Source organism: Pseudomonas sp. DCB_BI, from assembly GCF_026240995.1.
Classification (GTDB): Bacteria; Pseudomonadota; Gammaproteobacteria; order Pseudomonadales; family Pseudomonadaceae; genus Aquipseudomonas.
In genome coordinates this window covers 80,466-99,257 of record NZ_JAPFCG010000007.1, presented here as the reverse complement: position 1 = coordinate 99,257, position 18,792 = coordinate 80,466, and the positions used below count along the sequence as shown (strand labels likewise).

General features: G+C 63.9%; 16 protein-coding genes. 8 read left to right on the top strand and 8 right to left on the bottom strand.

Annotated elements, in window-relative coordinates:
• The first annotated feature begins 1 nt into the window (after position 1).
• The 3 genes from OO258_RS09785 (at position 2) to OO258_RS09775 (ending at position 3,003) form a co-directional block, all read left to right on the top strand.
• Complete coding sequence (locus OO258_RS09785; RefSeq protein ID WP_110744196.1) at positions 2–1,330, top strand: TolC family outer membrane protein; 1,329 nt, start codon at positions 2–4, stop codon at positions 1,328–1,330.
• Positions 1,331–1,458: 128 nt separating this feature from the next.
• Positions 1,459–2,322 carry a GGDEF domain-containing protein gene (locus tag OO258_RS09780; RefSeq protein ID WP_266030103.1) on the top strand — a complete coding sequence of 288 codons (864 nt, stop codon included), beginning with the start codon at positions 1,459–1,461 and terminating at the stop codon, positions 2,320–2,322.
• Positions 2,323–2,334: 12 nt separating this feature from the next.
• Entirely contained in the window at positions 2,335–3,003 is a 669-nt protein-coding gene (locus OO258_RS09775) for a class I SAM-dependent methyltransferase (protein WP_266030102.1), read from the top strand.
• Between the two features lie 10 nt (positions 3,004–3,013).
• Here the strand turns inward: OO258_RS09775 and quiC are convergent, their stop codons facing one another.
• The gene (gene quiC / locus OO258_RS09770) at positions 3,014–4,921 is read right to left on the bottom strand and encodes a 3-dehydroshikimate dehydratase QuiC (protein WP_110744199.1); all 1,908 of its coding nucleotides are present in this window, start codon (positions 4,919–4,921) and stop codon (positions 3,014–3,016) included.
• Positions 4,922–5,211: 290 nt separating this feature from the next.
• Between quiC and OO258_RS09765 the strand changes: the two genes are divergently transcribed.
• A complete protein-coding gene (locus tag OO258_RS09765; protein WP_266030100.1) occupies positions 5,212–6,585 on the top strand; it encodes an MFS transporter in 1,374 nt (457 codons plus the stop codon).
• A gap of 35 nt (positions 6,586–6,620) precedes the next feature.
• Here the strand turns inward: OO258_RS09765 and OO258_RS09760 are convergent, their stop codons facing one another.
• The 5 genes from OO258_RS09760 to OO258_RS09740 form a co-directional block, all read right to left on the bottom strand.
• Positions 6,621–8,033 carry a DOPA decarboxylase gene (locus tag OO258_RS09760; RefSeq protein ID WP_266030098.1) on the bottom strand — a complete coding sequence of 471 codons (1,413 nt, stop codon included), beginning with the start codon at positions 8,031–8,033 and terminating at the stop codon, positions 6,621–6,623.
• 80 nt (positions 8,034–8,113) lie between these two features.
• Positions 8,114–9,058, bottom strand: coding sequence for a LysR family transcriptional regulator (locus OO258_RS09755; protein WP_110744202.1), 945 nt, complete (start codon positions 9,056–9,058; stop codon positions 8,114–8,116).
• Positions 9,059–9,196: 138 nt separating this feature from the next.
• Complete coding sequence (locus OO258_RS09750) at positions 9,197–9,907, bottom strand: YebC/PmpR family DNA-binding transcriptional regulator (protein ID WP_051097568.1); 711 nt, start codon at positions 9,905–9,907, stop codon at positions 9,197–9,199.
• Between the two features lie 98 nt (positions 9,908–10,005).
• Positions 10,006–11,397 (bottom strand): FAD-dependent oxidoreductase, encoded by a 1,392-nt coding sequence (locus tag OO258_RS09745; protein ID WP_266030094.1) that lies wholly within the window; start codon positions 11,395–11,397, stop codon positions 10,006–10,008.
• A 13-nt stretch (positions 11,398–11,410) separates the two neighbouring features.
• On the bottom strand, positions 11,411–12,727 hold the full coding sequence (locus tag OO258_RS09740) for an MFS transporter (RefSeq protein ID WP_110744205.1): 1,317 nt from the start codon (positions 12,725–12,727) through the stop codon (positions 11,411–11,413).
• 243 nt (positions 12,728–12,970) lie between these two features.
• Here OO258_RS09740 and OO258_RS09735 point away from each other — a divergent pair, with 243 nt between their 5' ends.
• Both OO258_RS09735 and OO258_RS09730 read left to right on the top strand, forming a co-directional pair.
• Entirely contained in the window at positions 12,971–13,840 is an 870-nt protein-coding gene (locus OO258_RS09735) for a LysR substrate-binding domain-containing protein (RefSeq protein ID WP_064490792.1), read from the top strand.
• A gap of 57 nt (positions 13,841–13,897) precedes the next feature.
• Complete coding sequence (locus tag OO258_RS09730) at positions 13,898–14,269, top strand: DUF2784 domain-containing protein (RefSeq protein WP_266030091.1); 372 nt, start codon at positions 13,898–13,900, stop codon at positions 14,267–14,269.
• On the opposite strand, the gene tam is transcribed toward OO258_RS09730, so the two are convergent.
• Positions 14,259–15,035, bottom strand: a complete 777-nt coding sequence (gene tam, locus OO258_RS09725) for a trans-aconitate 2-methyltransferase (protein WP_110744207.1) — start codon at positions 15,033–15,035, stop codon at positions 14,259–14,261. The two genes, OO258_RS09730 and tam, sit on opposite strands and share 11 nt — an antisense overlap.
• A 114-nt stretch (positions 15,036–15,149) precedes the next feature.
• Here tam and OO258_RS09720 point away from each other — a divergent pair, with 114 nt between their 5' ends.
• Positions 15,150–15,329 (top strand): hypothetical protein, encoded by a 180-nt coding sequence (locus OO258_RS09720; RefSeq protein WP_266030090.1) that lies wholly within the window; start codon positions 15,150–15,152, stop codon positions 15,327–15,329.
• Between the two features lie 3 nt (positions 15,330–15,332).
• Here the strand turns inward: OO258_RS09720 and OO258_RS09715 are convergent, their stop codons facing one another.
• Positions 15,333–16,745 (bottom strand): amino acid permease, encoded by a 1,413-nt coding sequence (locus tag OO258_RS09715; protein ID WP_004575400.1) that lies wholly within the window; start codon positions 16,743–16,745, stop codon positions 15,333–15,335.
• A gap of 325 nt (positions 16,746–17,070) precedes the next feature.
• Here OO258_RS09715 and OO258_RS09710 point away from each other — a divergent pair, with 325 nt between their 5' ends.
• Positions 17,071–18,495 carry a PLP-dependent aminotransferase family protein gene (locus OO258_RS09710; protein ID WP_266030089.1) on the top strand — a complete coding sequence of 475 codons (1,425 nt, stop codon included), beginning with the start codon at positions 17,071–17,073 and terminating at the stop codon, positions 18,493–18,495.
• Positions 18,496–18,792 lie beyond the last annotated feature (297 nt).

Sequence of the window (18,792 nt, the reverse complement as noted above, 5' to 3'; positions counted from 1 at the left end):
CATGAAACGCCCGTGCCTGCTGTTGTGCCTGCTGGGAGTTGCCGTACAGGCCAGTGCCATGGACCTGAAGCAAGCCTGGGACCTGTTGCAGTACCAAGGCCCGATCTACCGCGCTGCCGTGCATGAAAAACAAGCCGGTGGCGAAAACCGCGCCATCGGCGAGGCCGGCCTGCTGCCGCAGATCAACGCCGCCGCCTACTTCAACCGGGTCGATGGCAGCCAGCGCCAGAATGGCCAGGACAACGACCTCGACTATGACTCCAAGGGCGCCAACGTGCGCCTGCGCCAGCCGCTGTTCAACAAGCAGAAGATGGCCGAGTACCGCCAGGGCCAGCAACGCGCCGACTACAGCGTGGCAGTGTTCGACGCCAAGAGCCAGGACGCTGCGGTGCGCTTGGCCGACGCGTACTTCGACGTGCTGCTGGCCAGCGAAACCATCACCCTGGCCAAGGCCAAGCTGAACGCTTTCGAGGAACAGCTGGCATCGGCGAAGCGGCGCAAGGAACTGGGCGCCGGTACCATCACCGATGTCGACGAATCGGTGGCCCGCCGCGACCTGGCCGAGGCCGACCTGATCGATGCCCAGGACAACCTGGTCAACGCCCGGCGCAAGCTGGAGGAATACATTGGTGAAACGCCGCAGGCGTTGACCACCCTGCAGCCTGGGTTCACCACCCCGCCGCTGATGCCGGGCAACCTGCAGGAGTGGCTGGTCAAGGCCCAGGCCGACAGCCCACTGATTCATGCGCGCCGGCACAGCTACGCGCTGGCCGAGGAAGAAGTCAAGCGCGCCCGCGCCGGGCACTACCCCACGCTGGACTTCGTGGCGGGCTACACCGCTGGCAGCAGCCAGTCGATTTCCGAGCTGAACCAGCGCAACCACTACAGCTCGATCGGGCTGGAGCTGAACATCCCGCTGTACAGCGGTGGCAGCACCAGTGCCCTGACCCGCCAGGCCAGCGCCAACAGCTCCAAGGCCCTGGATGAACTGGACGCCACCCGTCAGGAGGTGATTTCCGACACTACCCGCGAGTACCGTGGCGTGCAAAGTGGCGCCCTGCGCATTCAGGCACTGGAAAAGGCGGTGGCCTCCAACGAGCGTTCGCTGACCTCGACCCGCAAGGGCTTCAAGGAAGGTGGCACCAGCACCAACTCGGATGTGCTCAATGCCGAGGAGCTGCTGTATGACGCCCGCCATGACCTGTTCGAGGCCAAGCTCAACTACCTGATGTCGCGCCTGCGGCTGGCCTCGTCGGTGGGCAGCCTGGGGGATGATGATATCGAGCAGATCAATGGTTACCTGGGGCCGGAGCTGGTCGTGAGCAACTGATACCTCGCGGGAGGAAGATTGCTCCATACTTCACTGGCTGACGCAGCCGCTGTGGGCTTGCGGCGTCTGCCCCATTTTGTCCTGTTTCAGGCTATGATCGGTCACCCCGCCGCGGACACCCATGCACCATGCCCGTAGACCTCCACGCGCTGTACCCAAGGCTGATCCACCTGATGCTGGACACGGTATTCGTGGTCGACAGGGACAACCAGATCGTCTTCGTCAGTGATGCCTGCGAAGCATTGCTGGGCTACCAGGCCAGCGAACTGGTCGGCACGCCGATCACCGACTACATGCACCCCGACGACCTCGCCGCCACCCGCGCCTCGATCGTGCGAGTGATGAATGGTCAGCCGCACTACGACTTCCGCAACCGCTACATCCGCAAGGATGGCGGCGTGGTGCATATCCTCTGGGCAGCCGGCTGGTCCGATGAGGCCGACGCGCGTATCGGCGTGGCGCGCGATGTCACCGCCCAATACCACGCCGAGGAAGAACTGCGCTTCCTCGCCCATCACGACCCGCTGACCCGGCTGGCCAACCGGGCCATGTTCCATCAGCGGCTGGATACAGCCCTGGCCTCGGCGCGGCGCCACAACCACGCGCTGGCGTTGCTGTTCCTCGATATCAATGACTTCAAGCAGATCAACGACAACTACGGGCACAGCGTGGGTGACCAGGTGCTGTGCACACTGGCCCGGCGCCTGGAAAACTGCATCGGCGCAGCCGGCACGGTGGCACGGATGGGTGGCGACGAGTTCACCGTGTTGCTGCCCGACTGCCCGTCGCCGGACGCCATCGCCATGCAGGTGCAGCACATTCTGGCGGTCATGGCCGAGCCGCTCGACGCCGACTTTTCCGGTATCGATGCGCCGACCTGCAGCATTGGCGTAGCGCGCTTCCCTGAAGACGGCAACGATGCCGACACGCTGCTGCGCCACGCGGACGGGCACATGTACCGGGTCAAGAAGCAGCGCGCTGTGGCAGGCTGAAAGGAGAGGTGCATGCGCAACCCTGAAGACGCTTTGCTCGACAGCTGGCAGCACAACGCCCAAGCCTGGATTGACGCCGTGCGCAGCGGTGCGATCGAGAGCCGGCGGCAAGTTACCGACCAGGCCATCCTGCTGGCGGTCCTTGGCCGCCAGCCTGAACGGGTGCTGGATCTTGGTTGTGGTGAGGGCTGGTTGCTGCGCGCGCTGGGCGCACGGGGAATCGAGGCGGTTGGCGTAGATGGTGACCGCGCATTGGTGGAGGCCGCCCGTGCTGCCGGGTCCGGCAAGGTGTACCTGGCCAGTTATGCGCAATTGGCGGATGCGCAGGTTGATGTCGAAACAGGCTATGACCTGATCTGCGCCAACTTTGCCCTGTTGCAGCAAGACATCATTGCCCTGCTGGCGGCAATGAATGCGTTGCTGGTGCCGGGTGGCGCGCTGGTGATCCAGACCCTGCACCCGTGGTGTGTCGCTGACGGGGATTACCAGGATGGCTGGCGGGAGGAGTCATTTGCCGGGCTGGCCGGGGACTGGCAGGTGATGCCGTGGTACTTCCGCACGTTGAGCAGTTGGCTGACCGCGCTGGACATGGCGGGTTTTCGGTTGGCTGGCTTGCAAGAACCGCAGCACCCCCAGAGTGGGGTGCCGCAGTCGTTGTTACTGGTGGCCGAACGCCCTTGAGCTTAGGCAGTCAGAGGACTGGCTTGCGCGCCGCACCACTGCGGGCCTTGGCCATGGCCGCCAGGCGCACCGCGACGTTGGCCGCGCCATAGCCGGCATAGCCGCCCTTGCGCTGGATGATCTCGAAGAAGAAACGCTCCTCGAACGGCTCGGTGTACACGTGGAACAGCTCGCCACCTTGGGCATCGCGGTCATAAAGCACGTTGTAGTAAGCCAGCTCGCTGAGGAACTCGTCGTCGAAGTCGAAGCGCGCCGCCAGGTCGTCGTAGTAGTTCAGCGGGATTTCCAGCAGCGGCACACCGGCCAGCTTGGCTCGGGCCACTTCACGGAAGATGTCGTCACAATCGAAGGCGATGTGGTGCACCCCTGAACCGCGATAGCTGGACAACGCATGGGCGATGGCGGTGTTGCGGTTTTCCGAGATATTCAGCGGCAGGCGCAAGGTGCCGCACTGGCTGCGCAAAGCGCGGCTCTTGACCAGGCCATACGGGTCGGGCAGCACCACTTCGTCGTCGGCGGCGAAGTCGAACAGACTCTTGTAGAACAGTACCCAGCTGTCCAGCGATTCGGCCGGCAGCGCCAGGGCCATGTGGTCGATGCGGCGCAGGCCGCCAGTGGCGGTGGCGTTCGAGTCCAGGCTGAAGTCGGTGTCGTACAGGGTATGGCCAGCAGTGCCCTGCTCCACCAGATACAGCAGGCTGCCATCCGGTGCACGTACCGCCGGAACTTCGCACTCGTTAGGGCCAACCAGGCCACGGAATGGTTGGCCACGGTAGGCAGTGGCACGCTTCAGGGCCGCCTGCTGGTCCTTGACCCGCAGGGCGGTGGCGCACAGAGACGGGCCGTGGGCCTCGAAGAAGTTGTGGCCAAACGAATACGGCTCGGCGTTCAGTACGATGTTGATGTCGCCCTGGCGCAGCAATTGCACTTCTTTGCTGCGGTGTTTCCCCGCTTCGGCAAAGCCCAGGCGCTTCAACCAGCTGCCCAGACGGGCGCCGACGGCCTCGTCGACGGCAAATTCAAGGAACTCGACGCCATCATAGGTGCTGGCCGGTGGCGGAGTGAACAGCACGCCAGGTTCGATCGGGGTGTTTTCCTGTTCCAGGCGCAGGCGAGTTTGTTCCTCAAGGTACAGCAGCGAACGCAGGCCATCGGCGGCGTTCTGCCGCGGCGGCGCGGCGCGGAAGCCGTCGTTGAAGATTTCCAGCGACAGCGGGCCACGGTAGCCGGTGGCGAGGATCGGCGCGAGGAAACCGGCCATGTCCATTTCGCCCTGGCCCGGGAAGCAGCGGAAGTGGCGGCTCCACTCCAGCACATCCATGGCCAGGATCGGCGCGTCGGCCATTTGCACGAAGAAGATCTTGTCGCCGGGGATGTCGCGGATCGCGCTCGGGTCGCCCTTCAGCGACAGGGTATGGAAGCTGTCGAGAATCACCCCAAGCGCCGGGTGGTCGGCCTGGCGCACCAGGTTCCACACTTGCTGGTAGGTGTTGACGTGGCGGCCCCAGGCCAGCGCTTCGTAACCAATGCGCAGCCCGCGCTTGCCTGCATGCTCGCCGAGCAGGCGCAGGTCGTCGACCAGCAGCTGTTCATCGCCAAGGGCATCGGCCTGGACGTTGCTGCACACCAGCACCAGGTCGGTACCCAGTTCCTGCATCAGGTCGAACTTGCGCTCGGCGCGGTCGAGGTTTTTCTGCAAGCGGTCGCGGCGGCAGCCTTCAAAGTCGCGGAACGGCTGGAACAGGGTGATGGCAATGCCCAAGTCGGCGCACATCTGGCGGACCTGGCGCGGGCTGCCCGCGTAGTAAAGCAGATCGTTTTCGAAGATCTCGACGCCGTCAAAACCGGCGGCGGCGATGGCTTCGAGCTTTTCCGGCAGTGTGCCGCTCAAGGACACGGTAGCGATCGAACGCTGCATGGCGGGAGTTCCTTGTTGTTAGTGAAATACGGTGCCTGACAAGTAAAAACACCTGTCACAGTTTATGGCACGATCGATTATTCGCAGGTAAAGTCGTCGCTTCAATCTCTTTGTACGGAATGGTTAGTTTTGCGTTCGATTATCGCACACAACCCGTTTTAGCGAATTGCCAGTCTACTGGCCCGTGGTCAACATGAACCACAGACGCAGGCACACCGACCGCTGCCTCCTGCCTTGGCAAATACCCCCTGGCGGAACCTGCGCAAACAACAATAACAACGGAGACAACGATGGCTCACTCCAGCTCGCAAGCGAAAAAAGCGACCGCCAGTGGATGGATAGGCTCGGCACTCGAGTACTACGACTTCTTCATCTACGCCCAGGCCGCTGCACTTATTTTCCCGCAGATCTTCTTCCCCAATACCGACCCGAAAATGGCCATCATCGCCTCGCTGGCCACCTATGGGGTGGGCTACCTGGCGCGGCCGGTTGGCGCTTTCGTGCTGGGCCACTGGGGTGACACCCGCGGCCGCAAGAACGTGCTGCTGCTGTGCATGTTCCTGATGGGCCTGTCGACCATGGCCGTCGGCCTGCTGCCGACCTACCACGACATCGGCTTCCTCGCACCGGCCTTGCTGGTGGTGCTGCGCCTGATCCAGGGCTTTGCCGTGGCCGGTGAAATTTCCGGGGCCAGCTCGATGATCATGGAGCATGCGCCATTCGGCCGCAGAGGCTACTACGCCAGCTTTACCCTGCAGGGCGTACAGGCCGGCCAGGTGATGGCAGCCGCGGTATTCCTGCCGCTGGCCTACTTCATGCCAACCGAAGCCTTCAACGACTGGGGCTGGCGCATTCCCTTCCTGATGAGCGCCATCGTGCTGATTGCCGGTTTCATCATCCGCAAGGAAGTGCACGAAACCCCGGCGTTCGTGAAGGAAGAGAAACAGGACAAAGTCGCCAAGTCGCCAATCAGCGAAGCCTTCCGCCACAGCTGGAAGCACATGGTGCTGGTGATGTTCATGGCACTGATGAACGTGATCCCGGTCGTGGCCACCATATTCGGTGCGGCCTACGCGGTGCAGCCTGCCTATGGCATCGGCTTCGACAAGAGCGTGTACCTGTGGATCCCGGTAGTCGGCAACATCGTCGCGGTGCTCGTGATTCCGTTTGTCGGCAACCTGTCGGACAAGATCGGCCGTCGCCCGACCATGATCGCCGGTTGCCTGGGCTCGGGCCTGCTGGCCTTCGTCTACCTGTATGCGATCAGCATCCAGAACGTACCGCTGGCGTTCACCGCCTCGATCGTGATGTGGGGCATGGTCTACCAGGGCTATAACGCGGTGTTCCCAAGCTTCTACCCAGAGCTGTTCCAAACCCGCTACCGGGTTTCGGCCATGGCCATTGCACAGAACATCGGCACCATGCTGACTGCCATGCTGCCGGCGCTGTTCGCCCTGGTTGCACCACCTGGCTCGGAAAACATCCCGCTGGTGGTCGGTGGGCTGGCGTTCTTCATCACCTGCGTGTGCGCCTTGGCGGCCTACATTGCTCCGGAAACCCACCGCCTGGCGATGGAAGACCTGGGTAACCCGCAGGCCAAGCCGATGGACAAGGAAGCGTATGAGGCTAACCGTAAAGGCAGCTTTCAGACGGTGAGTCACTGATAGATCGCTGGGGCTGCGCTGCAGCCCCAGCAATGTCAGCCTTTGACCACGCCCTGCAGACGCCCCCACAACCGCTCGACATCCCCCCGCTCAGTCGGCAAGGCCCCGATCGACACCCGCACCATCCACCGCCCATCCAGCGTCGCCGGTGTCACATAGGCATCCCCGGACGCATTCAGCCGCTCAGCCCAACCCTTGGTATGTGCATCCAGCGCCTCCCCTGCCAGCCCCGCCGGCCGATGGCGAATGCACAGGGTCTGCAACGGTACCGGCGCCAACACCTCCCACTCCGCCGCAGCCCCCACCTGCTCCGCCAGCCATTGGGCATTCTCCAGGTCACGCCGCAGCCGCGCCTGCAACGCCTCGACGCCCTCGCTACGCAACATGAACCAGAGCTTCAAGGCACGGAACCGGCGCCCCAGCGGGATACCCCAGTCACGCAGGTTCTTCACCTCGCCATCCACCGCCGACTGCAGGTAGCTGGGGTTGGTGCTCATCACCCGGATCAAATGCTGCGGGTCACGCACGTAGTAGATCGAGCAGTCGAAGGCCACGCCCAGCCACTTGTGCGCGTTGACCACCACCGAATCGGCCAGTTCGATGCCCTCCCACATCCAGCGGCACTCGGGCAGGATCATTGCCGAACCGGCCATGGCCGAGTCCACATGCAGCCACAGGCCATGGGCCTGGGCGATTTCGCCGATCGGGCGCAGCGGGTCGAGGGCGGTGGTGGTGGTGGTGCCGGTGGTCGCCACCACGGCACATGGCTGATTGCCGGCAGCCAGGTCTTGCTCGATCGCCGCCTGCAAGGCTTCAGGGCGCAGCGCGTAGCGTTCATCGGTTGCAATCAGGCGAATGTTGTCACGACCAAAACCGGCCAGCAGCGCGGCCTTGTCCACCGAGCTATGGGCGTGGGCGCTGACATACACAATCAACGGTTTGGCTTCGGCCTGCAGGCCGCCGCGCACCAAGGCATAGCCGGTGGCGCGCTCACGGGCGCTGATCAGCGCTACCAAGGTGCTGGTCGAGGCGGTGTCCTGGATCACCCCGCTCCATTGGCCAGACAAGCCCAGCAGCTGGCGCAGCCAGTCGAGCGTGGTTTCTTCCAGTTCGCTCAGGGCCGGGCTGGACTGCCACGACAGGCCCAGCACACCCAGGCCTGTGCTGAGGAAGTCCCCTAGCACCGAGGACAGGGTGCCGTTGGAGGGGAAGTAGCCGTAGAAGTCCGGGTGCTGCCAATGGGACAGGCCGGGCATGACCAGGTTGTTGACGTCGTCGAGAATAGCCGCGAAGGGTTCGCCTTGTTGAGGCGCGGTTGCAGGCAAGGCGGCCTTGAGATAGCCAGGTTCGACCTGGGCCATGACCGGGCGTTCGCCCACGGTCTGTCGGTAGTCGGCGATCAGGTCGATCAGCTGGTGGCCATACTGGCGGAATTGTTCGGGGGTCACGCTCGCTCTCCTGTGGGGTACGCATCGCCCCAGTCTAGGCACCTATCCCCAACCGAATAACCCCGCTTCCCGCATAGCTGCTATGGCAAACCCGCATGCCCGCCCTGCACACCAAACTGCGACTGGCGCCACAACTCGAATACCCGGTTCCGCAACCAGCGGTGCTCGGCCGAGGCCTGCAGGCGCTGGTGCCACACAACCCAGTACCGCTGGCTGTGGTCGATGAAGCCCAGTGGTCGCCAGGCCAGGTCATGCAAACGGCTCAGCTGCCGGGCGATGTGCTCGGGGACCGTGGCCACGGCCTGAGTGCTGGCAATCACGTTGACCGTGGCAGAGAAAAACGGCACTTCCAGGCTGACCCGCCGCTGCAGGCCCTGCGCGCGCAGATGGCGGTCGATGAAGCTGTCCTTGTCCCCGCCGCCGGAGATACGCACGTGCTTGTGCGCCAGGTAGTCGGCCTGGCTGAGCGCGGCATGTGCAGTCAGCGGGTGATCGCGGCGCATCAGGCACACGGCGCGGTCCTCGCCCAGCAGGCGCCCGTGCAGGTTGGGCGGTGACTCGTCGAACAACGTGGTCGCCAGGTCGATTTCGCCACTGGCCAGCAAGGCATACTGGCCGGCCTGCCAGGTGCGGTACTCCAGCGATACGCCGGGCGCTTCGTGCTCCAGCGCAGCGACCAGCAACGGCAGCATGTGCTCGGCCACATAGTCCGAGGCCGCCAGGCAGAAGCGCCGCTCGCAGCGGGCCGGGTCGAATACGGCAGGTTGGCGCAGCGCGTGCAGTTCTTCGAGCACTTGCCGCAGCGGCTCGACCAAGGCTTCGGCATGTTCGCTGAGCACGTAGCCACGGCCTTGGCGCACCAGCAAGGGGTCGTCGAAGGCTTCACGCAAGTGCGCCAGCTGGCGGCTCAGGGCCGACTGGCTTACGCCCAGGCGTTCGGCGGCGTGGCTGAGGTTTTTCAGCTGCAGCAGGTGGTCGAGGGTGCGCAGGTGGGCAAGGCTGAGGGAGGCGAAGGTGGGGTTCATGCAGGCTCCCTGCGGTGGAGTTCAAGGGCCTATTCGCGGGCAAGCCCGCTCCCACAGGGTTTTCACATATTTCAGCATCGTGAATAACCTGTGGGAGCGGGCTTGCCCGCAAATGGGCCGCCAGGCGGCCCCAGCTTTTTAGGCGGTCAGACCCACGTAGACGTTCTGCACGTCATCGTTCTCGTCGATCGCTTCGAGGAACGCTTCCACCTCAGCCAGTGCTTCAGCACTCAGGCTGGCCGCGCTCACCGGATTTTTCGGGGTGTAGCCGATCTTCGCCGAGGTCACGGTGAAGCCGTGCTCCGGCAGGGCCTTCTGCACTGCGTCGAGGTCGGTGGTGTCGGTGATGAACAGGGTCGAGCCCTCTTCTTCACCTTCTTCGAAGTCCTGGGCACCGGCTTCGATGGCAGCCATTTCCGGGTCGGCGTCGCCTTCCGGGGTGGCTTCGATCAGGCCGACATGGTTGAAGTCCCAGGTCACCGAGCCGCTGGCACCCAGCTGGCCCTTGCGGAACAGCACGCGGATTTGCGCGACGGTGCGGTTGACGTTGTCGGTCAGGCACTCGACGATCAGCGGCACTTGGTGCGGAGCGAAGCCTTCATAGCTGACGGCATGGTACTGCACGGCCTCGCCGTCCAGGCCCGCGCCTTTCTTGATCGCACGCTCCAGGGTTTCACGGGTCATCGACGCTTTCTTGGCCTGGACGATGGCCAGGCGCAGGCGCGGGTTCATGTCCGGGTCGGCGCCCGACTTGGCAGCAATCTGAATTTCCTTGGCCAGCTTGCCCATGATCTTGCCCTTGGCGTTGGCAGCTGTTTCTCTATGCTTGGCTTTCCACTGTGCGCCCATGTCGACTCTCTTTGTTTCAGCGGCCGGTTCAGGAAGCGACCGGCCAAAAGTGGGTGCAGTTTATACGCCCTCGGGCATGGGATCGACAAGAAATCTCATCAGCCTTTATCGGCTTTGCCTGCCGCCGCAGCGAAGCGTGCCAAGCGCACATCCAGCCGGCGCGGGCGCAACCCGTGGTCCTCGGCGCGCTCCTTGCGGCGGATGGCATTGCGCACCATCAGCGACCCCAGGTAGCGGATCGGCTCAGGCGGGAACAGCCCCAGCGGCCCCTTGACCAGCGGCGAGCGGGTCCACGGGTTGTCCAGCCCCAGTGCCAGCGACGAGAGAATCTGCCCGCCCATGTGGCACGGCCCGACACCGCTGCCGGAGTAGCCAAAGCCGTAGAACACGTTGCCCTGCCCGTCCAGCCGGCCAAAAAAAGGCAGGCCGGTCACCGAGCGGTCCGACGGCCCGTTCCAGCTGGCCGCCAGCGGCACCTCGGCCAGCGCCGGGAAGAACTCGCCCAGGGTTTCGCGCAGCAATGGCCGGTACGGCGAGGGCTGGTCGAATACCGGCAGCATGCGCCCGCCATAGGCAAAGGTGTTGCCGCCCTTGCCCAGCATCAGCCGGCCATCGGAGGTGTTGTGGTAGTAATGCACGAAAATCCGCGAGTCGAGCACGCTGACCCCGCTGTCCAGGCCGATCTCACGCAGCAGTTCGGGGCACGGTTCGGTGATCACCATGTCGCTGGAAACAATCGCCACGCTGCGCTCGAACTGCGGGAAGGCCCGCGCCATCCAGGCATTGAGGCCCAGCACCACGCGGTCGGCGCGCACGCTACCATTGGCCGTGCGTACCTGCACCGGGGCGCCATGCTCCAGCCCGGTCATGGTGGTGCCCTCGAAGATGCGCACGCCGCGCTGCAAGGCCACCCGGCGCAGACCGCGCACCAGCTTGCCGGGTTGCACGGTGGCAGCGGCCGGCGAGAACCAGCCTTCCAGGTGCCGCGCCGAACCGGCCAGGCGCTGCACCTGCTCCAGCGGCAGGCGGCGGAACGAGTTGATGCCCTTTTGCTCCAGCGCGGCGATCACCGCGTCGGTGCCACCGACCTGGGCGGCATTGGTGGCGGTGTACAACGTGCCGTCCAGGCGGTAATCGCAGTCGATGTCGTTGGCCGCACAGAACGCGCCGATTTCGCCGATGCTACGCTCCGACTCGCGTACCAAGCGCACCGCCTCGGCTGCCCCGAACAGCCGTTCGAGGGTGAAGTACTTGGCCGACCAGGACAATGCACAACCACCATTGCGGCCGCTGGCACCGGCACCGCAGATATCGGCCTCGATCAGCACGACATCCAGCGCCGGTACCGCCTCCTTGAGCATCAACGCCGTCCACAGGCCGGTATACCCACCGCCGACGATGCACACATCGCAACGGGCATCGCCCTGCAGCGGCGGGCACACCGCGTCCTCGGTCGATTCCAGGGCCTGTTGTAGCCAGAAGGGTCTCATTCGCTCGCTTTCCTCAGGTACGCAGTGGCTTGATTGCCATGCTGGTGTTCGGCGCCACATCGGTGCTCTGCGGGCTGCTGGCCGGGCGGCTGTTCCAGTGCGGCAGCAGCACCAACGCCGAGAACAGCGCGCAGCCGGCAAACACGATGAACACTGTGACGCCATCGAAATAACCCGGCAGCAGCCCGCCCAGCACCGCCCCCACCGAGCCGCAACCGTTGACGAACCCGGCCGCGGTAGCACCGGCCTTGGCGGTGCCGAAGTCGATGGCGGCGGCGCCGCTGATCATCGAGTCCGGCCCGTAGAGGGTCAGGCCCATGACGAACAGCAGGCATACCACCAGCATGACACTGCCGGTGTGCATGGCCGCCATGAACGCCGCCAGCGTCACGGTCAGCAACACCAGGCTGATCACGCAGGCCGGCATGCGCCGCGCGCCGAACAATTTGTCGGAGGCCAGGCCGATCATGATCGGGCCCAGCAGCCCGGCCAGTTCGAAGGCGGTCGGGATGATCGCGGCGCCTACCTTGCCCACCGAGGGCATCTGCTCGAAAACGATCACCGGGCCCCACAGCAGAATGGCGTAGCGCGCAGGCTTGAGCAGGAAGTACGCCAGGCCCAGGGTCAGGACGGTGCGGTTGCGCAAGATTTCCTTCAACGGCGCCCAAACACTGCACAGGCTGTCGGCCGGTGCCATGCTCTGCGGCTCAGGCTCTACCGCCGGCAGGCCGACATCTTCAGGCTTGTTGCGCTGCAGGAAGAAGAACAGCACCGCCACCAGCGCAACCACGGCCGCACTGGAGAAGAACGCGGCATGCCAGCTGCCCACCAGGGTGTAGGCCCACCAGCCAGCAAACGGCGAGGCCACCAGGCCGCCGAAGGCATAGCAGGAGCTCCACAGGCCCAGCACCCGCCCACGCTGCGAAGCCGGGAAGAAGCTGCCGATGTTCTTGCACAACCCGGCCCAGCCGGTGGATTGCGCCAGGCCCTGCACCAGCATGCAGGTAGCGAAGATCGGGAAGGTGGCGTAGCTGCCCATCACCACCGCCGCCACTGCCGAAATCAGCAACCCGCCCAGCACCACCACACGCGGGCCGAAACGGTCGGCCAGCATGCCCCAGGTGAACTGGCCCACCGCGTAGGCAGCCAGGTAGATGGCGTCGAGGTTGGCCATGGCGGCCTTGTCGAGCATGAAACCGGGGTCTTCGGCGATGCCCAGTTTGGCCACCGAGAAGGCCTTGCGGGTGAAGTAGAAGGCGGCGTAGGCCAGCCAGGTGATGGCGAAAATCTGCATGCGCCAACGCTTGAACGTGGCTAGGGAATGATTCATGTAAGTCTGACCTCTTGCTTGAGTGTGCCGGCAGAATGTGAAGAAACGCCTGTCTTGTTCTTGTGTTACGCACAGCGATGACGAGGCTGTCATCGGGTCAGGTGGCGCCGGGTGAGCGCCATGGCCCTGGCGGCACTCGTGGTGCCAGCGTCGGGCTGAAATACATGGAAACAGCTGCTGCAAGATAAATAAAATCGATTTATCGTATTTCACACATAAGCCCAGCTTGTTACTGAGGTCGTCATGTCGGTTTCCCACGCTCAACTCAAGGCTTTCCACGCGGTGGCTGTGCACGGCAGCTTTACCCGCGCCGCAGAAAAGCTGTTTCTTACCCAACCTGCGGTGTCCGACCAGGTGCGCAAACTGGAGGAGCGCTTCGGGGTATTGCTGTTCCACCGCAACAAGCGCTCGGTGCAGCTCACCGATCTCGGCGAGCGGCTGCTGGGCATCAGCCAGCGCCTGTTCGCCTGCGAGGCCGAGGCACAGGAGCTGCTGCACGACTCGCGGGCGCTGCACACCGGCAGCCTGGTGCTGGCAGTGGATGCGCCGGTGCATGTGCTGCCGCAGATCGCCCGGTTTTGCCAGCGCTACCCGGGCATCCAGGTGAAGATCGAAACCGGTAACACCGATGAATCACTGGCCCGGCTGTTCAGCTACCAGGCCGACCTGGCCCTGCTGGGGCGGGATGTCGACGATGAGCGCCTGCATTGCCTGCCACTGCGTCGTGACCCGATGGTGGCATTCGTTTCCCACCACCACCCATGGGCCAGCCGCGGCTCGATCAGCCTGGCCGACTTGGACGACACGCCACTGGTGCTGCGCGAGCCCGGCTCGGTCACGCGGCAAACGCTGGAAGAAGAGATGCAACGTGCCGGCCTGCGGATCCGCGCAGCCATCCAGGTGGAGGGCCGCGAAGCAGCGCGAGAAGCGGTGGTGGTAGGGATTGGCGTGGGCGTGGTGTCGGCGGCCGAGTTCGGTGCCGATGCGCGGGTGTGTGCGTTGCCGATCGTCGATTGCCAGCGGCACTTGACCGAGACCCTGGTGTGCCTGAGTGAGCAGCGTACGCGGCGGGTGGTGGCGACTTTCCTGCAGATGGTCGAGGAAGGGGTGTAGGCCCGATCAAACACCCAACTATGCTGGGATAATCCCAGTCCCCCCGGCACCCAAACCATGCTGTACCGCCTTCTTGCCGACACCCTGGTGCTGTTGCACCTGGCCTTCATCCTACTGGTGCTGTTCGGCGGCCTGCTGGTGCTGCGCTGGCGCCCTGCCCTGTGGCTGCACCTGCCGGCCCTGGCCTGGGGCCTGGCGGTAGAGTGCCTGCACCTGGGCTGCCCACTGACCACGTGGGAAAATCGCATGCGCGGCGCCGCCGGGGATGCGGGCTACGACGGCGGCTTCGTCGAGCACTACATCTGGCCGTTGATCTACCCCGCCGGCCTGACACCGCCTATCCAGCTCCTGCTGGGCAGCTTCGTGCTCGTGCTCAACCTGGCCATCTACAGCTACGTGGTTTGGCGCTGGCGCCGTCCTAGCGGGTAGCGATCACGAACAGGCGCGGGAACGGCAACAGCACCTTGCCATCGGTGGCCGGCGGGTAGTCGCGCTGCATCGCCTGCAGGTACATCTGCAGGAAGTCGGCCTGCTCCTGCGCGTCCAGCCGGCCCAGGTAAGGGCGCAACGCCGAGCCCTTGAACCATTCCACCACCGCTTCGGCGCCACCCGGCAATGGGTGGTGATAGGTGGTGCGCCACACATCGACCCGGGCACACAGTGGGCTGAGCAGGTCGTAATAGAATGCTGCACCGTGCCGGGGCGGCAGCTGGAAGTCGGCGAATTTTGCCGCCCAAGGCCCTTGGCTGGCAATCTCGCGCAACTGCCGGTGGGCGGGTTCGTCGAGGTTGTCCGGGGTCTGCACGGCCAGGCTGGCGCCTTCGCTGAGCTGGCGCACCAGGTGCGGGTACAGCGAGGCATGGTCAGGTACCCATTGCAGCGAGGCATTGGCCAGGATCAGGTCCTGCGACTCGGGCGCGGACCAGCCGCCGATGTCGCCAATGACCGTGCGTACCCGGGGGATGCACAGGCGTTTGCGTTCGCGGGCTTTGGCGATCATGTCGGGGTCGCTGTCCAGCGCTGTTACCTGGGCATCGGGATAACGTTGCAGCAGCACCTCGGTTGAATTGCCGGGGCCGCAACCCAGGTCGGTGGCGTGGCGTACCGGCCGTGGCGGGATGGCGGCAATCAGGTCGCGTACGGCGCGCGTGCGTTCGTCTTCGAACAGGGAATACTGGTTGGCGGACCAGGCCATGTGCGGCTCCTTTGGACGGGCTATGTGCCTAGCATATGCCATCTGTCGCCCGGCGGGAGGGTTGCGAAAGGATTACGCCGGAACTGATCACCTCTGCTTGAAGTCAGTCCTTGCATGCGCACACCCATGAAAACCTACATCGCAATCGCCATCCTGGCCCTGATCGGGGCCGCTGCCCTGCTCGGTTCACCGTGGATGAACCAGCGTTTCCATATGCCCGCAGAAAAAGCCCAGGCCCAACAACGCGAAACGGCCGGGTCCCCGAGGGAGCCGGCCGTTTCCAGACGCGAATGACGCTTAGTGCTGCTTGCTACCAGAGCGAATCTGGTGCACCACACCCATCGCCACTACGACCGCCGCAGCGATGCCGGTGGAGATCACCAGGATCTGGTAGTCAGGCATGAAGGCCATGGTGACCAAGGCAGCCACGATGAACGCGATCACCAGGTAGGTCAGCCACGGGAACAGCCACATCTTCAGGCGCACTTCCTTGCCTTCGGCGATCAGCTTGCGGCGCATGCGCAGCTGCGAGAAGGCGATGACCAGGTACACCAGCAGGGCGATCATGCCGGTGGTGTTCATCAGGGTGTCCAGCACGTCTTTCGGGCGCAGGGTTTCGCTGAAGTTGATCAACGCACAGACCACGGCCACGGCGCACGAACCCATGATCGCGTACACCGGCACACCGGTACCGGCGCGGGTGATCTTGAAGAACGACGGCGCGTCGCCACGCTGGGCCAGCGAGAACAGCATGCGCGAGGCAGTGTAGTGGCCGGAGATCAGGCAGCTGCTCACCGAAGTCAGCACCACGAAGTTCATCAGCAGCTCGGCATACGGCACGCCCAGCAGTTCCAGGGTACGGCGGTAGGCGCCATAGCCAGAAACACCCAGGTGCGGGTCGTTCCACGGTACCAGGCAGACGATCAGGAAGATCGAACCGACGTAGAACAGGCACACACGCCAGACCACCGAGTTGGTCGCCTTGACGATCTGCGCGGCCGGGTCCTTGGCTTCGGACGCGGCGATGGTCACGATTTCCGCGCCGAGGAAGGCGAACATCACCCCGAGCAAGGCACCGATCACCGTGGTGATGCCATTGGGCATGAAGCCTTCGGCGGTGAGGTGGCTGATGCCACGCACTTCACCGAACTGCCAGATGTTCATCACGGCAGCAGTACACACGATCAGGAAGCAGACGATCGCGATGACCTTGATCAAGGCGAACCAGAACTCGAACTCACCGTAGTGCTTGACGTTGAAGAAGTTGACGGTGATCAGCAACAGGGTCGTGGCCAGCACGAATACGTTGACGCTCACATCGGGGAAGAAACCATGCAGGATCTTACCCGCCACGTAGGCTTCCCAGGCCATCAGGATGACCCAGTACCACCAGTACAGCCAGCCGATGGTGAAACCGGCCCAACGGCCAATGGCGCGATCGGCGTAAGTGGAGAACGAGCCGGTGTCTGGCGAGGAAGTCGCCATTTCACCCAGCATGCGCATGATCAGCACCACCAGGATGCCGCCCGCCAGGTAGGCCAGGACAGCGGCTGGGCCGGCGCTGTGGATCACGCTGCCGGAACCGACGAACAAGGCGCCGCCAATAACCCCGGCGATCGACATCATCGTCAGGTGGCGCGACTTCAGCGAGGCACTGAGCTTGCTCTCGTGCCCGCTTTTCGCGGTGGTGGTTGTGGATGTTGCGTCCATCAGTTGTGTACCCCGTGCTTCTTTTTATCCAAGGAAAACCGTGAAACCCCGATGGCTGGCGGTTTCACCTGTACATCAGTGCTAATGCGGGCAGGATGGTGTGTGCGAACACACGCAGGCCTTCCATGGCGGCCTGCTGACGCGCCCCAGGGCGACTGCCTGGAGCGAACTGAACATGCTTTATGTGGCGATATCCGACACCTAATGTAAAAATGTCCGACGCAGAGAGCCATGCACAGTGGCATGAAACTCGCACTGCACTGTACAGGTCGCCCATGCAGTACACCCTGCAAACGCCAGGCGATACGCACCCTGAAGGCCCCGAATGTTCGAATTACACCCAGACTCCTCGACCCCGTTGGTGAACCAGATCATCGACGGGTTGCGCGAGGCCATCGACAACCAGACCCTCAAGCCAGGCGCCAAGGTTCCGTCGATCCGCGCCTTTGCCGCGAGCTATTCGGTAAGTACCTTCACCGTGGTCGAGGCCTACGACCGCCTGGTCGCTCAGGGCCTGTTGGTGAGCCGTGGCAATGCCGGGTTCTTCGTCAACCGCGCGGCGGGCGAACTGCTGGAACAGCACAACGCCGAGGCCGACACCACTCGACCAACGTTCAACTCCGAGTGGTACCTGCAACAAATCTTCGAGATCCGCCAGTTGCCCTTCAAACCAGGGTGCGGCTGGCTGCCCAACGACTGGATGTACGAAGACGGCCTGCGCCGCGGCCTGCGCCAGGTGGCTGGCAGCCCGCTGGAACTGTCTGGCTATGGCGACCCCATGGGCCTGCCTGAGCTGCGTGCGCTGACCGCGCAGAACCTGCAGCAGGAACTGTCGATCGTCGCCAACCCAGCGCAGTTGATGCTGACCCACGGCGCCAGCCAGGCGCTGGACCTGGCCGCACGCACGCTGGTACGCCCGGGCGACGTGGTGCTGGTGGACGACCCCGGCTACCCCAACCTGATGAGCATTCTGCGTACCCAGGGCGCGACCTTGGTCGGCGTGCCGCGCACCCCGGCCGGCTACGACCTGAACCAGCTGGAACAGCTGCTGACACACCACCGCCCGACCGCGTTTTTCACCCAGCCACACCTGCACAGCCCGACCTGCTCGCGCACCCCGCTGCCGCAGTTGCACCGCTTGCTGCAACTGGCCAGCCAGCACGGCTTCCGCCTGGTAGAGAACAACCTGTACGCCGACATGGTTGCCGAGCCGCAACCGTGCCTGGCCAGCCTCGATCACCTGCAGCAGGTGGTGTACGTGGGCAGCTACTCGAAGAGCATCTCGCCCAACGTGCGGGTCGGCTACATGCTGGCCAACCCTGAATTGATGCAGAAACTGCTGCACCTGAAAATGCGTTCGGGCCTGACCACTTCACAGGTGATGGAGCGTGTGGTGTACGCCGCGATCATCGACGGCCGCTGGCGTAAGCACCTCAAGCGCCTGCGCCAGCGGCTGGCCGAGGCGCACCAGGAAGTTGGCCGGCATCTGCATCGATTAGGCTTCGAACTGTTTACCGAATCGGATGAAGGCATGTACATCTGGACCCGCCACCCGGCCATTCCGGACAGTGCCGCGTTGCTGGACGATGCGCTGGAGAAAGGCATCATGCTTGGGCCTGGGCAGTTGTTCATGGTCGACGCCAAAGCGACCGGGTGGATGCGCTTCAACGTGGCCTTCAGCACCGACCCGGCGATGTGGGAGTTGCTGGAGAAGGTGCTGGTGAAGCATGTGCGACGCGCCGCTCCTTGATGCCAGCCAGTTGATGCACTGATAGAACAAAACAACACTTATTGATTTGGCAGGGACACTGCAAGAGCAACTGCCTTGCTCAATTTCTAGAATCTAGCGCGATCCCTGTGGGCTTGAGGCTGATGCAGTACCTGAGGAAACAACTGGCTTGCTCAATTTCCAGAATCTAGCGCAATCCCTGTGGGAGCGGGCTTGTCCCGCGAACACGGGCGAAGCCCGTGCCATCCAACATGCTGGATTCTTCGCGGGTGTATGACCGGGGACATCCTTAAGACCGGCAGCCAAACCATAGATGCC

Excerpts from the sequence above, each read along its gene's own strand:
- OO258_RS09785 (WP_110744196.1), top strand. The coding sequence starts at position 2 with ATGAAACGCCCGTGCCTGCTGTTGTGCCTGCTGGGAGTTGCCGTACAG.
- OO258_RS09780 (WP_266030103.1), top strand. The coding sequence starts at position 1,459 with ATGCCCGTAGACCTCCACGCGCTGTACCCAAGGCTGATCCACCTGATG.
- OO258_RS09755 (WP_110744202.1), bottom strand. The coding sequence starts at position 9,058 with ATGAACCCCACCTTCGCCTCCCTCAGCCTTGCCCACCTGCGCACCCTC.
- OO258_RS09715 (WP_004575400.1), bottom strand. The coding sequence starts at position 16,745 with ATGGACGCAACATCCACAACCACCACCGCGAAAAGCGGGCACGAGAGC.
- OO258_RS09740 (WP_110744205.1), bottom strand. The coding sequence starts at position 12,727 with ATGAATCATTCCCTAGCCACGTTCAAGCGTTGGCGCATGCAGATTTTC.
- OO258_RS09710 (WP_266030089.1), top strand. The coding sequence starts at position 17,071 with ATGTTCGAATTACACCCAGACTCCTCGACCCCGTTGGTGAACCAGATC.
- quiC (WP_110744199.1), bottom strand. The coding sequence starts at position 4,921 with ATGCAGCGTTCGATCGCTACCGTGTCCTTGAGCGGCACACTGCCGGAA.
- OO258_RS09775 (WP_266030102.1), top strand. The coding sequence starts at position 2,335 with ATGCGCAACCCTGAAGACGCTTTGCTCGACAGCTGGCAGCACAACGCC.
- OO258_RS09765 (WP_266030100.1), top strand. The coding sequence starts at position 5,212 with ATGGCTCACTCCAGCTCGCAAGCGAAAAAAGCGACCGCCAGTGGATGG.
- OO258_RS09750 (WP_051097568.1), bottom strand. The coding sequence starts at position 9,907 with ATGGGCGCACAGTGGAAAGCCAAGCATAGAGAAACAGCTGCCAACGCC.
- OO258_RS09745 (WP_266030094.1), bottom strand. The coding sequence starts at position 11,397 with ATGAGACCCTTCTGGCTACAACAGGCCCTGGAATCGACCGAGGACGCG.
- OO258_RS09735 (WP_064490792.1), top strand. The coding sequence starts at position 12,971 with ATGTCGGTTTCCCACGCTCAACTCAAGGCTTTCCACGCGGTGGCTGTG.
- OO258_RS09720 (WP_266030090.1), top strand. The coding sequence starts at position 15,150 with ATGCGCACACCCATGAAAACCTACATCGCAATCGCCATCCTGGCCCTG.
- tam (WP_110744207.1), bottom strand. The coding sequence starts at position 15,035 with ATGGCCTGGTCCGCCAACCAGTATTCCCTGTTCGAAGACGAACGCACG.
- OO258_RS09730 (WP_266030091.1), top strand. The coding sequence starts at position 13,898 with ATGCTGTACCGCCTTCTTGCCGACACCCTGGTGCTGTTGCACCTGGCC.